This window comes from Microbacterium sp. ZW T5_56 (assembly GCF_044987425.1).
In the GTDB taxonomy this organism is placed as follows: Bacteria; Actinomycetota; Actinomycetes; order Actinomycetales; family Microbacteriaceae; genus Microbacterium.
In genome coordinates, this window is the sequence record NZ_JBJDRI010000018.1 from 13214 (window position 1) to 26513 (window position 13300).

12 protein-coding genes and 2 tRNA genes are annotated in these 13300 nt (G+C 67.0%); 7 read left to right on the forward strand and 7 right to left on the reverse strand.

Annotation, left to right across the window (positions count from 1 at the left end; genetic code table 11):
- Positions 1-5 precede the first annotated feature (5 nt).
- The 4 genes from valS (at position 6) to ACI3KU_RS10315 (ending at position 5550) form a co-directional block, all read left to right on the forward strand.
- Positions 6-2579 carry a valine--tRNA ligase gene (gene valS, locus ACI3KU_RS10300; protein ID WP_404922226.1) on the forward strand — a complete coding sequence of 858 codons (2574 nt, stop codon included), beginning with the start codon at positions 6-8 and terminating at the stop codon, positions 2577-2579.
- Positions 2576-2797, forward strand: a complete 222-nt coding sequence (locus ACI3KU_RS10305; protein ID WP_404922227.1) for a hypothetical protein — start codon at positions 2576-2578, stop codon at positions 2795-2797. The genes valS and ACI3KU_RS10305 overlap by 4 nt, the downstream gene beginning before the upstream one ends.
- A 149-nt stretch (positions 2798-2946) precedes the next feature.
- Complete coding sequence (locus ACI3KU_RS10310) at positions 2947-4995, forward strand: M3 family metallopeptidase (RefSeq protein ID WP_404922228.1); 2049 nt, start codon at positions 2947-2949, stop codon at positions 4993-4995.
- 54 nt (positions 4996-5049) lie between these two features.
- Complete coding sequence (locus ACI3KU_RS10315; RefSeq protein ID WP_404922229.1) at positions 5050-5550, forward strand: GyrI-like domain-containing protein; 501 nt, start codon at positions 5050-5052, stop codon at positions 5548-5550.
- Between the two features lie 104 nt (positions 5551-5654).
- On the opposite strand, the gene ACI3KU_RS10320 is transcribed toward ACI3KU_RS10315, so the two are convergent.
- The 7 genes from ACI3KU_RS10320 to ACI3KU_RS10350 form a co-directional block, all read right to left on the reverse strand.
- A complete protein-coding gene (locus ACI3KU_RS10320) occupies positions 5655-6302 on the reverse strand; it encodes a hypothetical protein (protein WP_404922230.1) in 648 nt (215 codons plus the stop codon).
- Entirely contained in the window at positions 6299-7567 is a 1269-nt protein-coding gene (gene clpX, locus ACI3KU_RS10325) for an ATP-dependent Clp protease ATP-binding subunit ClpX (RefSeq protein ID WP_404922231.1), read from the reverse strand. Before clpX ends, ACI3KU_RS10320 begins: the two co-directional genes overlap by 4 nt.
- Before the next feature lie 114 nt (positions 7568-7681).
- Positions 7682-8347, reverse strand: a complete 666-nt coding sequence (locus tag ACI3KU_RS10330; RefSeq protein ID WP_404922232.1) for an ATP-dependent Clp protease proteolytic subunit — start codon at positions 8345-8347, stop codon at positions 7682-7684.
- Positions 8348-8369: 22 nt separating this feature from the next.
- Positions 8370-8954: an ATP-dependent Clp protease proteolytic subunit gene (locus ACI3KU_RS10335; RefSeq protein ID WP_404922233.1), complete on the reverse strand. Its 585-nt coding sequence runs from the start codon at positions 8952-8954 to the stop codon at positions 8370-8372.
- A 93-nt stretch (positions 8955-9047) separates the two neighbouring features.
- Positions 9048-9611: a tetratricopeptide repeat protein gene (locus ACI3KU_RS10340; RefSeq protein WP_404922234.1), complete on the reverse strand. Its 564-nt coding sequence runs from the start codon at positions 9609-9611 to the stop codon at positions 9048-9050.
- Between the two features lie 21 nt (positions 9612-9632).
- Positions 9633-11123, reverse strand: coding sequence for a trigger factor (tig, locus tag ACI3KU_RS10345; protein WP_404922235.1), 1491 nt, complete (start codon positions 11121-11123; stop codon positions 9633-9635).
- Between the two features lie 78 nt (positions 11124-11201).
- Positions 11202-11278: transfer RNA gene (locus ACI3KU_RS10350), tRNA-Pro, on the reverse strand.
- A 174-nt stretch (positions 11279-11452) separates the two neighbouring features.
- Here ACI3KU_RS10350 and ACI3KU_RS10355 point away from each other — a divergent pair.
- The 3 genes from ACI3KU_RS10355 (at position 11453) to ACI3KU_RS10365 (ending at position 13278) form a co-directional block, all read left to right on the forward strand.
- A tRNA-Gly gene (locus tag ACI3KU_RS10355) sits at positions 11453-11523 on the forward strand.
- Between the two features lie 102 nt (positions 11524-11625).
- On the forward strand, positions 11626-12342 hold the full coding sequence (locus ACI3KU_RS10360; protein ID WP_404922236.1) for an SDR family oxidoreductase: 717 nt from the start codon (positions 11626-11628) through the stop codon (positions 12340-12342).
- Between the two features lie 117 nt (positions 12343-12459).
- Positions 12460-13278: an ABC transporter substrate-binding protein gene (locus tag ACI3KU_RS10365; protein ID WP_404922237.1), complete on the forward strand. Its 819-nt coding sequence runs from the start codon at positions 12460-12462 to the stop codon at positions 13276-13278.
- Positions 13279-13300: the final 22 nt, after the last annotated feature.

The following is a 13300-nucleotide window of genomic DNA, read 5'->3' on the forward strand; positions in this document are numbered from 1 at the left end:
ACCCCATGGCCGACGCGCAGATTCCCGACAAGCCCGCCCTCGAAGGTCTCGAGGCCAAGTGGTCCGAGCAGTGGGAGCAGACCGGTGTCTTCCGCTTCGATCGCGCCGCCGCGTCCGCGCAGGGTCGCGGATCCGTGTACTCGATCGACACCCCGCCGCCCACCGCCTCCGGCAGCCTCCACATCGGTCACGCGTTCTCGTTCACCCACACCGACATCAAGGCGCGCTTCGAGCGCATGCGCGGGAAGAGCGTGTTCTACCCGATGGGCTGGGACGATAACGGACTGCCCACCGAGCGCCGCGTGCAGAACTACTACGGTGTGCGATGCGATCCGTCGCTGCCGTATGACCCGGACTTCACTCCCCCGTTCCGCGGCGGCGACAACAAGTCGTCCAAGGCGGCCGATCAGAAGCCGATCTCGCGACGCAACTTCATCGAGCTGTGCGAGGAGCTCACCGTCGAGGACGAGAAGCAGTTCGAGGCCGTGTTCCGCCAGCTCGGGCTATCGGTGGACTGGACCCAGACGTACCGGACGATCTCCGACGACACGATCCGCACCAGCCAGCTCGCGTTCCTGCGCAACCTGGAGCGCGGCGAGGCCTACCAGGATCTGGCCCCCACGCTCTGGGACGTCGACTTCCGCTCGGCCATCGCGCAGGCGGAGCTCGAGGACCGCGAGCAGCCGTCCGCCTACCACACCCTCGTGTTCCATGGCCCGAGCGGTGATGTGGAGATCGACACCACGCGCCCGGAGCTGCTCGCGGCGTGCGTCGCCTTGGTTGCCCACCCCGACGATGAGCGGTACCAGCCGCTGTTCGGCACCACTGTCACCAGCCCGGTGTTCGGCGTGGAGGTGCCGGTGCTCGCGCATCACCTGGCTCAGCCGGACAAGGGCAAGGGCATCGCGATGGTCTGCACCTTCGGCGATGTGACCGACATCATCTGGTGGCGTGAACTGGACCTCCCCAACCGCACGATCATCGGCAAGGACGGACGCATCGTCGCCGAGCGTCCCGACGCGATCACCTCCGAGACGGGCATCGCCGCGTACGGCGAGCTCGCCGGCAAGACGGTGTTCAGCGCCAAGAAGCAGATGGTGGACCTGCTGCAGGCCTCCGGTGAGATGATCGGCGACCCACGTCCGTTCACCCACCCGGTGAAGTTCTTCGAGAAGGGCGACCGGCCGCTGGAGATTGTCTCCACGCGCCAGTGGTACGTCCGAAACGGCGCCCGCGACTCGCAGTTGCGCGATCGTCTCGTGGAGCTCGGTCGTGAGCTGGACTGGCACCCGGACTTCATGCGCGTGCGCTACGAGAACTGGGTAGGCGGGCTCACCGGTGACTGGCTGGTGTCGCGTCAGCGATTCTTCGGCGTGCCGATTCCGGTCTGGTACGGCCTGGATGAGAACGGTGAGCGCGACTACGACCGCGTGCTGATCCCGGAGATCGCACGACTCCCGATCGATCCGACCAGCGATGTGCCGACGGGGTACACCGAGGACCAGCGCGGCCAGGCCGGCGGCTTCGACGGCGAGATGGACATCTTCGACACCTGGGCCACATCCTCGCTGACCCCGCAGCTCGCGGGCGGCTGGGAGCGCGACCCTGAGCTGTGGGATCTGGTGTCGCCCTTCGACCTGCGTCCGCAGGGTCAGGACATCATCCGCACCTGGCTGTTCGCCACCATGCTGCGCAGCGCCCTGGAAGACAACCGCTCCCCTTGGACCGACGCCGCCATCTCCGGTTTCATCGTGGACCCGGACCGCAAGAAGATGTCGAAGTCCAAGGGCAACGTCGTCACGCCGGCCGACATCCTGACCCAGCACGGAACGGACGCCGTCCGCTACTGGGCCGCCTCCAGCCGTCTGGGTGCCGATGCCGCGTTCGACCCGCAGAACCCGACGCAGGTGAAGATCGGCCGTCGCCTCGCCATCAAGGTGCTCAACGCCGCCAAGTTCGTGCTCTCCTTCGGCGACCCGGGCGATGCCCCCGTCACCGAGGCGCTCGACCTCAGCATGCTGGCGACGCTGGACACGGTCATCGCCGACGCAACGCGCGCCCTCGATCAGTACGACCACGCCCGCGCCCTGGAAGTGACCGAGTCGTTCTTCTGGACCTTCTGCGACGACTACCTCGAGCTGGTGAAGGAGCGCGCGTACGCGGGCGGCGCGGCTGGCGCCTCGGCCGTCGCGGCGCTGCGCACGGCGCTGTCGGTGCTGCTGCGCCTGCTGGCTCCGGTGATCGCGTTCGCCACGGAGGAGTCCTGGTCCTGGTTCAACGAGGGCTCGATCCACACGTCCGCCTGGCCCGTGCCGGGTGGGCGCGCCGGCGATCCCGCGGTGCTCACCGCGACCAGCGCGGCACTGATCGGAATCCGCCGGGCGAAGACGGAGGCGAAGGCTTCGCAGAAGACGCCCGTGGCGCGCGCCGTCGTGGCGGCCCCCGCTGAGGTGCGCGCCGCCCTCGCCGGTGCCGCGGCGGACCTCGCGGCCGTGGGCCGCATCGATGACCTGCAGTTCGTCGATGGCGCGGACCTCGCCGTCGTGCAGATCGAGCTCGCTCCTGCCCCGGAGGCATGATGCAGCTCGGTACACGCTGGGCGGCGGGCACGGTCCCGCCGCCCAGCGTGCCCGCACACCTGCGGGGCGCGATCGCCCAGGCCGACGCCGACGCTCCCGCGGGCTCGTACTGGACCCTCACCTGGCTTGAGGGCCGTGCGCTCGCTGAACTCGACGCCGGCATCGAGGTGGTCGAACTCCCCGACGGCTCCGTCACCGCCCGCCCCTGGCAGGACTAACCCACAACACGCGAGACTTCCGCCTGTGGGCGACAATCACCGCGTTGCATGGATTCTCACCCACAGACGGAAGTCTCGCGGTGAGTGGGGTGGCCTTGGCGTCGGGCTGGGGTAGGTAGCGGCGGGGCTGGGGTGGATAGGGTGGGCAGATGACTGCTGGCGCCAATCCTCTGCTCGTTCCGTCGTCACTGCCCTATGGTGTTCCGCCGTACGACCAGATCCGGCCGGAGCACTATCTCCCGGCCTTCGAGGCGGCGTTTGCTGAGCATCGGGCCGAGGTCTCCGCTCTTACGCGAGTCCGCTCCGCGCCGACGTTCGAGAACACGCTTGTCGCGTTGGAGCGCAGCGGATCGGCGTTGCGTCGCGTGGCCCACGCGTTCTTCACGGTCAGCTCCGCGGACGCGACCGATGAGATCCAGACCATCGAGGAGACGCTGGCGCCGCAGCTGTCCGCCCACCTCGACGCGATCACCCTGGACACGCACCTGTACCAGCGCATCAGCGCGCTCTGGGATCAGCGCGAGGGTCTCGGCCTCGAGGGCGAAGACGCTTACCTGCTCGAGCGGCGCTATCGCACCATGACTCACGCCGGTGCCGCGCTCGACGACGAGGCGAAGGCGACCCTCACGGCCCTCAACGCCCGCCTCTCCGTTCTGACCACGCAGTTCGAGAAGAACCTGCTCGCAGACACGAACGACCTTGCTGTTCGCTTCGCGGATGCCACGGAACTGGCCGGACTCACCGACGCCGAGATCACTGCGGCGAAGGCAGCGGCGGAAGAACGCGGTGTGTCAGGCTACCTGCTCAGCCTCATGAACTTCACTGGCCACCCGGCGCTGGCTGTGCTCACCGACCCGAACACGCGTCGACGCATCATGGCCGCCTCGCGCTCGCGCGGACATCGCGGCAATGAGTGGGACAACGCCGCCATCGTGCTGGAGATCGTCCGGCTTCGTGCGCGCCGCGCGGAGCTTCTCGGCTACGCCAGCCACGCGGCCTACGTCACCGCCGATGAGACCGCCGGCTCCCCCGAGGCTGTCACCGCCATGCTTCGGCGACTCGCCCCGGCGGCGGCACGCAACGCGCGTGCCGAGCAGGCTCGGCTGCAGCAGATGCTGGACGCGACGGAATCACCTCGTCCTCTGGAGGCGTCCGACTGGGCGTACTACACGGAGAAGGTCCGCGCGGCCGAGTACGACGTCGATACCGCCGCACTGCGCCCGTGGTTCGAGGCGACCCGCGTGCTGCACGACGGTGTGTTCTACGCCGCGACCCGCGCGTACGGCGTCACGTTCCACCGTCGCACTGACCTCCCGACCTACCACCCCGACGTCGAGGTCTACGAGGTCCGAGACGATGACGGCACCGCGGTGGGCGTGTACGCGCTCGATCTCTACACCCGCGATACCAAGCGCGGTGGGGCGTGGATGAACCCGATCGTGGAGCAGAGCGACCTCGAGGAGACGCTTCCGGTTGTGATGAACAACCTCAACGTCCCGAAGCCCACCAGCGGACCGACGCTGCTCACCTTCGACGAGGTGTCGACGCTGTTTCACGAGTTCGGCCATGCGCTGCACGGTCTGTTCGCGCGCACCCGCTACCCGATGTTCTCCGGAACCAACGTGTTCCGCGACTTCGTCGAGTTCCCGAGCCAGGTGAACGAGATGTGGATGCTGTGGCCCGAGGTGCTGGACAACTACGCCCGTCACGTCGACACCGGTGAACCGATCGATCCCGAGGTGGTCACGCGCCTGAATGCGGCCGAGACGTTCAACCAGGGGTTCCAGACCTCCGAGTACCTCGCCGCGGCGTGGCTTGACTTCGCCTGGCATTCGCTGACCTCTGCCGAGGCGGAGCGTGTGGAGGACATCGATGCGTTCGAGGCGGCGGCCCTCGCGGATATCGGCTTGGCCTCCGACGCCGTGCCGACCCGATACTCCACCGCGTACTTCTCCCACGTGTTCGCCGGCGGCTATTCGGCCGGCTACTACTCCTACATCTGGTCCGAGGTGATGGACGCCGACACAGTGCAGTGGTTCACGGAAAACGGCGGCCTCAGCCGCGCCGGCGGTGATCGCTTCCGCCGACGACTGCTGGGCGTCGGCGGTGCGCAGGATCCGCGCGAGGCCTACCGCGACTTCCGCGGCCGCGACCCGGAGATCGGCCCCCTGCTCGCCCGTCGCGGGCTCGCGGACTGAGGCTTCCCCCTCGCTCCGCTATCGCGTAGGGTCAGGCGCTGAGAGAGGACGATGATGACCCTGCTGCCTGCCGCCCACGAACCCTTCACAGCTCCGACGATCCTGGAGGTGTCCGAGATCGCCACTGCCGTCGTGCGCTTTCGCGGTATCACGATGGCGTCGCTCTCCTCGGTCTACGATCGCGCGTTTGGAGCACTTCGCCAGGCGATCGCGGAGGGCGCGATCACACCGAACGGCGCTCCGTTCGGCCGCTATCTTGGCGATCCGCAGGGCGAGTTCGATCTCGAAGTCGGCTTCCCCGTGGAAGGCATGCCGACGACGTACACGGCGGGCGACCTCACCGTCACGACCGGCTCGATCCCGGCCGCGCGCACGGCGGTCCTCTCGGCGGTGGGACCGTTCGATCGCCTGCCGTCGGCGTGGACGGCCCTGGCCGACTTCGCGGCATCCCAGGGCCAGTCCCGTGGGGACTGGACGGAGGTGTACGTGAGTGATCCCTCGTCGACCTCAGCGGAGCAACTGCGCACGGATCTCATGATGCCGTTGCGCTCATGATGCGTTGGGCTGAGACGAAACCACGCACGGGGCAGCCATCGCTGGCAGAGTGCCCGCGACGGGCCACGGCGCGTCATTCACGAGGAACCGGCCGGCGCATGCGATCAGCCGTTGCGGGCGAAGTACGCGAAGAGTGAGTCGAGAAGGTGCTCGTCGGCACACCCGAAGACCACCGATGAGCTGTCACGGAAGTATGCGAGCACCACGCCGGGACCGCCAAAGAACTCCACGCCGCCGTACAGGTCAGAGGTGACCTCGCGCGCGGGCAGGAAGTCTCGCAGTCGCGCCAGCGCCTCGTCGTCGATCGACAGGAACTCCTCGCTCCAGTCCTCATACGCGTAGAGGCGCTGCAGGTGCGCCTGAGCTATGAGAAAGGAACTCACAGTGTCAGCCGTGGGCTCCCACTCCTCATCGACAAGGATCTGAACCGTCGGATCATTCGCACCGCAGTCGGCGGCGAGAACGCCCCACTGCAACGCCAGCTGGTTCTCGACGTAGAACGCGAGAACGTCGGTCGCGTCGTCGCCATCCATTCGGTAGACGGTCCCCGGGGTGTCCGCCGGTGCGACCAGCTGGTCCTGAGTGTGGTTCAGCTCGGTGTGCGCGCCGAGGGTGGTGTAATACTCGCGGAGCGCCGCCGGCACATCGCCGAATCGCTGCCGCCAGTTGTCGAGCACCTCATCGGCATAGCCGATACGCGTGCCGGGATCGATCTCCCAGAGCGCTCGAATCGCCGCGTACCGATCGCTCATGCGCTCTTGCGGTTCTCCTTGAGGATGACCGTGGGAGCGTCGCCCTCCTCAACCGAGGCGCGGGTGACGATGACCTTCGCCACATCGTCCGCGGAGGGGATCTCGAACATGATGGGTCCGAGCACGTCTTCGAGGATGGCCCGCAACCCGCGCGCCCCGGTCTTGCGCTCCACCGCAAGGTCAGCGATGGCGCGCAGCGCGTCCTCGTCGAAGTCGAGCTCGACGCCGTCCAGCTCGAACATGCGCTGATATTGCTTCACCAGCGCGTTGCGCGGCACCGTAAGGATCTCCATCAGCGCCTGCTGGTCCAGCGGCGACACCGAGGCCACCACCGGCAGACGACCGATGAACTCCGGGATCAGGCCGAACTTGTGGAGGTCTTCCGGGAGGACGTCGGCGAAGATGTCCTGTGTCGCGCTCTTGTCTTGCAGCGGGGCGCCGAATCCGACGCCGTGCTTGCCCACGCGAGAGGACACGATGTCCTCCAGCCCGGCAAAGGCGCCCGCCACGATGAACAGCACGTTCGTGGTGTCGATCTGGATGAACTCCTGGTGCGGGTGCTTGCGGCCGCCCTGCGGCGGCACGGAAGCCACCGTGCCCTCCAGGATCTTCAGCAGCGCCTGCTGGACTCCCTCACCGGAGACGTCACGGGTGATGGACGGGTTCTCCGCCTTGCGCGCGATCTTGTCGACCTCGTCGATGTAGATGATGCCCGTCTCGGCCCGCTTGACGTCATAGTCGGCGGCCTGGATGAGCTTCAGCAGGATGTTCTCGACATCCTCGCCCACATAGCCTGCCTCGGTGAGCGCCGTGGCGTCGGCCACGGCGAACGGCACATTGAGCCGCTTGGCGAGGGTCTGCGCAAGATACGTCTTGCCACAGCCCGTTGGACCGATCATCAGGATGTTGCTCTTGGCGATCTCGATATCGTCGGCCTTCTGCTCGGCCGGCTGCAGCGCGCTGCGTGCGCGAACGCGCTTGTAGTGGTTGTACACCGCTACCGACAGCGCCCGCTTAGCCTGCAGCTGACCGATGACGTACTCGTCCAAGAACGAGAAGATCTCGCGAGGCTTGGGCAGGTCGAACTCGGCCACCGTGCCGGAGGCGGACTCCGCCATCCGCTCCTCGATGATCTCGTTGCACAGCTCCACGCATTCGTCGCAGATGTACACGCCGGGACCGGCGATCAGCTGTTGCACCTGCTTCTGACTCTTTCCACAGAACGAGCACTTGAAGACATCGGCGCTTTCACCGATCCGTGCCATGTCGCCTCCCTGATAACGATTGTTTCGAGCCTAACCGCACCCTCGGACATCCGACGGGATATCCGACACGAAACGACAGATGCCCGGCCACACGGGCCGGGCATCTGTCGGAACTCACCGGGTGAGTGCGGGCGTCGTGCGCTTGCGCGACGTGAGGACCTGGTCCACGATGCCGTACTCCAGCGCCTGCTGCGCGGAGAGGATCTTGTCGCGGTCGATGTCCTTGTGCACCTCAGCGGCCGGACGACCGGTGTGGCGTGCCATGGTCTCCTCGAGCCAGGTACGCATGCGGAGGATCTCCGCCGCCTGGATCTCGATGTCGGACGCCTGGCCGTGTCCGGCCTCGCCGACAGCGGGCTGGTGCATCAGCACGCGGGCGTTCGGCAGCGCCAGACGCTTGCCGGGCGTTCCCGCCGCCAGCAGCACGGAGGCCGCGGAAGCCGCCTGACCCAGCACGACGGTCTGGATGTCGGGCGCGACGTACTGCATGGTGTCGTAGATCGCCGTCATCGCCGTGAACGAGCCGCCGGGCGAGTTGATGTACATGGTGATGTCGCGGTCCGCGTCCTGGCTCTCCAGGACGAGCAGCTGCGCCATCACATCGTCGGCGGATGCGTCGTCGACCTGCACGCCGAGGAAGATCACGCGATCTTCGAACAGCTTGTTGTAGGGGTCCTGACGCTTGTAGCCGTAGGCCGTGCGCTCCTCGTACTGCGGGAGGATGTAACGCGAGGACGGCATGGCCACGCCCTGCGGGAGGCCGAAGGTCGGCATGTTCATAGGAGTGTTCCTTCTCTCGGTCTCAGGCCTGGGTTCCGCCGCCGCCGTGCACGTCGGTGGCGTGCTCGCGCATGTGATCGACGAATCCGTACTCCAGCGCCTCGTCGGCGGTGAACCAGCGGTCGCGGTCACCGTCCTCGTTGATCTGCTCAACCGACTTACCCGTCTGCGCCGCGGTGATCTCGGCGAGGCGGTTCTTCATCGACATGATCAACTGCGCCTGCGTCTGGATGTCGCTCGAGGTGCCGCCGAAGCCACCGTGCGGCTGGTGCAGCAGCACGCGGGCATTCGGGGTGATGTACCGCTTGCCCTTGGTGCCACTGGTCAGCAGTAGCTGGCCCATCGAAGCCGCCATGCCGATGCCGACGGTGACGATGTCGTTCGGCACGAACTGCATCGTGTCGTAGATCGCCATGCCGGCGGTGATCGAGCCACCGGGCGAGTTGATGTAGAGGTAGATGTCCTTGTTCGGGTCCTCGGCCGCGAGCAGCAGGATCTTGGCGCAGATCTCGTTGGCGTTCTCGTCGCGGACTTCGGCGCCGAGCCAGATGATGCGGTCCTTCAGCAGCCGGTCGAAGACGCTGGTCGCCATGAGGGGTTCAGCCATGAGTGCTCCCGTTTCGTGTTGGTGATAACGAATCTACCGGCGCGCTCGGGCGGCACCGGCCGTGTTCGCCGTCGGCAGACGTGCGTGGCGCGGTCAGTCGCTCGAGCCCTCCCGCAGCTCCGTCGCGTAGCCGGTGACCGAGCGCCGGTAGAGCTCGAGATGCGGCGCGAGCGCCGACAGAGCGACGGCGAGCGCGTCGGTGGGCTGTCCGGCGGAGGCGAGGGCCAGCGCATAGAACGCCGACGCCTCATCGTGAAGGTCACCACCGCGCGTGAGGTCGTGCTCGGCTGCCAGCAGCGCCAGCGCCTCATCGATCTTCCCCAGGTTGCGGATCGTGCTCGCGAGCTGGATGACGGCACGCGTGCGGCGGCGAGGATCGAGCCCGGCGGCGAGCGCGGCGCGGTAGAGCGGCTCCGCATCGCCCTCGTGACCGGCGCTGTCTCGAGCCCCGGCACGCTCGAAGAGGGCGACCGGGTGATCGTCACCCAGTTCCGACGCGAGCTGATCGATCCGCTCGATGCGCTCCTCGTCCGACCGCGAGCGATCCTGCCACACGCCGTCCACGCGCGCCTGCCATGCGGCGAACTCCGCCGAATCGATGTCGATCATCGTCTCCTCCTCCAGATACGACGAGGGGTGGATGACGATGTCATCCACCCCTCGATCACTCGTTCGTGATTACTCGGCGTCCTTCTTGGGCGCCGCCTTCTTGGCCGGAGCCTTCTTGGCGGGAGCCTTCTTCGCGGGCTCCGCGTCGGCAGCATCTTCCGCTGCCGCGGCCTTCTTGGCCGGAGCCTTCTTGGCCGGAGCCTTCTTCGCGGGCTTCTCCTCGGCCGCTGCCTCCTCAGCCGGAGCCTCCTCCGCGACATCCGCGTCGTCCTCGGTGTCGTCCTCGACAGCGACGAAGTCGCTCAGGTCGACGGCCTTGCCGTCGGAATCGACGACCGTGACCTTGCCGAGCGCGACGGCCAGAGCCTTGTTGCGCGCGACCTCACCCACGAGCGAGGGCAGCTGGTTGCCCTGCTGGAGGACCTCGACGAACTCCTGCGGAGCCATGCCGTACTGAGCGGCGGACTGCACCAGGTACTGGGTCAGCTCGTCCTGCGAAACCTGGACCTTGGACTGCTCGGCGATGCGGTCGAGGATGACCTGCGTGCGGAACTGCTTCTCGCTCGCCTCCGTCACCTCGGCGCGGTGCTCGTCGTCCTCCAGGCGTCCCTCCTGCTCCAGGTGCTGGTGCACCTGGTCCTCGACGAGGGAAGCGGGAACGGGGATGTCGATGGCCTCGATGAGCGCCTCGACCAGCTTGTCGCGAGCGGCGGAGCCCTGCGAGAACGCACCCTGGGACGCAACGCGCTCCTTCAGGCTGTCGCGCAGCTCGGCGATCGTGTCGAACTCGCTGGCGATCTGGGCGAAGTCATCGTCAGCCTCGGGCAGCTCGCGCTCCTTGACAGCCTTGACCGTGAGGGACACCTCGGCCTCGGAGCCGGCGTGCTCGCCACCGATGAGCTTCGAGCGGAACGTGGTGTCCTCGCCCGCGGTCAGCGACTCGACAGCCTCGTCGGTGCCCTCGAGCAGCTCACCGGAGCCGACCTCGTAAGACACGCCCTCGGCGCGGTCGATCTCGTTGCCATCGATGGTGGCGACCAGGTCCAGCTCGACGAAGTCACCCGACTTCGCGGGACGGTCCACCGTCACCAGCGTGCCGAAGCGGCTGCGCAGGCGATCCAGTTCCTCGGAGACGGCGCTCTCGTCAACCTCGACAGCGTCCACCGTCAGGGTGATGCCGGACAGCTCCGGCAGCTCGAAGTCGGGGACGACGTCCACCTCGACGTCGACGATCAGGTCGCCGGAGAAGTCCTTCTCCGCCGGCCACTCGATGATCTCGGCAGCCGGGCGACCGACGATGCGCACCTCGTGGGCAGTCACGGCCTCACGGTAGAAGGTGTCGAGGCCCTCGTTGACAGCGTGCTCGATGACGGCGCCGCGACCGATGCGCTGGTCGATGATCGGAGCGGGCACCTTGCCCTTGCGGAAGCCGGGGATCTGCACGTCCTGGGCGATGTGCTCATAGGCGTGCTTGATCGAGGGCTGGAGCTCCTCGGGCGTGACCGTGATGTGCAGCTTCACCCGGGTCGGGCTGAGCTTCTCGACGGTGCTCTTCACCATGCTTGTGCGTCTCTTCCTTGTAGCGTTCCCGCACGCGTGGACGTGCGGGTTCTTCGTGCTGAGTCTTGAGGGGGCCGTTGGTCGGGGCGACAGGATTTGAACCTGCGACCTCCCGCTCCCAAAGCGGGCGCTCTACCAAGCTGAGCTACGCCCCGGGATTCCACGCCTACGCGTGGGCACGAAACGGCCTCCAAAAGTCTAGCCGACGAGGTGGCTTCCAGCTCACACCCCCTCAACCGGGCGATTCGCACCCGACGCGCCCGGCCGTCGGCCGCGTGCGAGAGCATTCATCGGGATCGGGTAGAGTGGTCCCGCTGCTCATGCAGTGCGGGGATGTAGCTCAATGGTAGAGCCCCAGTCTTCCAAACTGGCCACGCGGGTTCGATTCCCGTCATCCCCTCTCGTCCCGATCCGGCTCCACCTGGATCGGGACGTTTTCGTTTCATCACGAAGAATGACGACACACGGCGAACCGGCGGCGTAGCGACGCTAGCGTCGAGACATGCCGGCCCTCAGCGACATCGACCCCACGCATCCGCTCGCCATCGTCACGGGAGCGTCCTCCGGCATCGGCGCGGAGATCGCCGTGGACCTCGCACGCGATCGCACCGTGATCGCGATCGGACGCGACCATGAGCGCCTCACCGAGGTCGCCGCACGCGCCGCGGACGGCACGATCATCCCCCTCGTGCTCGACCTGAGCGATCCGACCCGCATCGAGACCGCGCTGGCGGACCTCCACCGCGTGGACGCTCTCGTGCACGGTGCAGCGCTCCTCCCCCACAGCACGGCGGCGACCGCCACGGTGAGTCTGTGGCGCGAGATGCTCGATGTGAACGTGGTCGCCCCCGCGGAACTGACGCGCGTCCTCCTGCCCCGCCTTCGTGAGAAGCGCGGCACGGTGGTGTTCATCGGATCCGGCGCTTCGCGACGCGCGGCCGCCGGTCACGTCGTCTACGGCGCGACCAAACACGCGCTCCAGGCTCTCGCGGATGCGCTGCGCCAGGAGCTCGAGCCCGACGGCGTACGCGTCAGCACCGTCTCACCTGGGCCTACGGCCACCGCGGGCGCACTCGCCGCGGAGGGCCTGACGCGGGATGAGGACAACCGGCGCATCCTGCCCACCACGGTCGCGCGATCAGTGCGTCACGTGATCGACGCGCCGGCTGACACGCAGATCACGGAGGTGTGGGTGCGCCCTCGCGCAGAACTTCGCTGAATCACGACGGTCACGGTGGACCGAAACCGGATCGAGACACGCGCGTAACGCGTGTGGGCGATGGGTGCCGCTATGCTCAGGCAACAAATCTCCCGATGATCACCCAAGAGGTACACCATGAAGTTGCGTCAGTCCCTTCTCGCGATCGCCGTGCTCACCGCAGCTGGCTCGCTCGCACTCACCGGCTGCAGCACCGGCAGCACCGACGCCGGTGGCGACACCGGATCCACCGCATCGTCCGGCACTGACTCGGGCACCGACACCGGCCTGAAGACCGTCGTGGATGGCAAGCTCACGGTCTGCTCGGACATCCCGTACGAGCCCTTCGAGTTCATGAAGGACGGCAAGGCGGTCGGCTTCGACATCGACATCACCGCGGCCATCGCGAAGGACCTCGGTCTGGAGCTCAACGTGGTGGACTCCTCGTTCGATGCCATCACCTCGGGCCTGTTCAAGACCGACTGCGACATCGCGGCATCGTCGATCTCCATCACCGACGAGCGCAAGCAGAACGTCGACTTCTCCGACCCCTACTACGACGACGACCTGGTCCTCATCGCCAAGAAGGGCTCCGGCATCACGTCGATCGACACGGCCAAGGGCAAGGACATCGGCGTGCAGACGGCGACGACCGGTGAGGCTTACGGCAAGGACAACGGCCTGTCCACGATCGGCTACGAGGACTCGGGTCTGCAGATCCAGTCGCTGAAGTCCGGCGCCACGGCGGGTTCGCTCGGCAACCAGTCGGTGCTGAAGTTCGCCATCAAGGACGAGAGCGACTTCGAGGTCGTCCAGGAGATCAAGACGGGCGAGCAGCTCGGAATCGCTGTCCCCAAGGGCAACGCGGACATGCTGGCAGCGGTCAACAAGACGCTTGGCGAGCTGAAGAGCTCGGGCGACTTGGACAAGTTCGAAGCCGAGTGGTTCGGCAACTGACCGCATGACGGGCCGGTCCGCA

Coding starts and splice junctions, on each gene's coding strand:
- ACI3KU_RS10360 (WP_404922236.1), top strand. CDS start 11,626: ATGCCGGCCCTCAGCGACATCGACCCCACGCATCCGCTCGCCATCGTC.
- ACI3KU_RS10315 (WP_404922229.1), top strand. CDS start 5,050: ATGACCCTGCTGCCTGCCGCCCACGAACCCTTCACAGCTCCGACGATC.
- ACI3KU_RS10365 (WP_404922237.1), top strand. CDS start 12,460: ATGAAGTTGCGTCAGTCCCTTCTCGCGATCGCCGTGCTCACCGCAGCT.
- ACI3KU_RS10335 (WP_404922233.1), bottom strand. CDS start 8,954: ATGGCTGAACCCCTCATGGCGACCAGCGTCTTCGACCGGCTGCTGAAG.
- clpX (WP_404922231.1), bottom strand. CDS start 7,567: ATGGCACGGATCGGTGAAAGCGCCGATGTCTTCAAGTGCTCGTTCTGT.
- ACI3KU_RS10320 (WP_404922230.1), bottom strand. CDS start 6,302: ATGAGCGATCGGTACGCGGCGATTCGAGCGCTCTGGGAGATCGATCCC.
- tig (WP_404922235.1), bottom strand. CDS start 11,123: ATGGTGAAGAGCACCGTCGAGAAGCTCAGCCCGACCCGGGTGAAGCTG.
- valS (WP_404922226.1), top strand. CDS start 6: ATGGCCGACGCGCAGATTCCCGACAAGCCCGCCCTCGAAGGTCTCGAG.
- ACI3KU_RS10330 (WP_404922232.1), bottom strand. CDS start 8,347: ATGAACATGCCGACCTTCGGCCTCCCGCAGGGCGTGGCCATGCCGTCC.
- ACI3KU_RS10310 (WP_404922228.1), top strand. CDS start 2,947: ATGACTGCTGGCGCCAATCCTCTGCTCGTTCCGTCGTCACTGCCCTAT.
- ACI3KU_RS10305 (WP_404922227.1), top strand. CDS start 2,576: ATGATGCAGCTCGGTACACGCTGGGCGGCGGGCACGGTCCCGCCGCCC.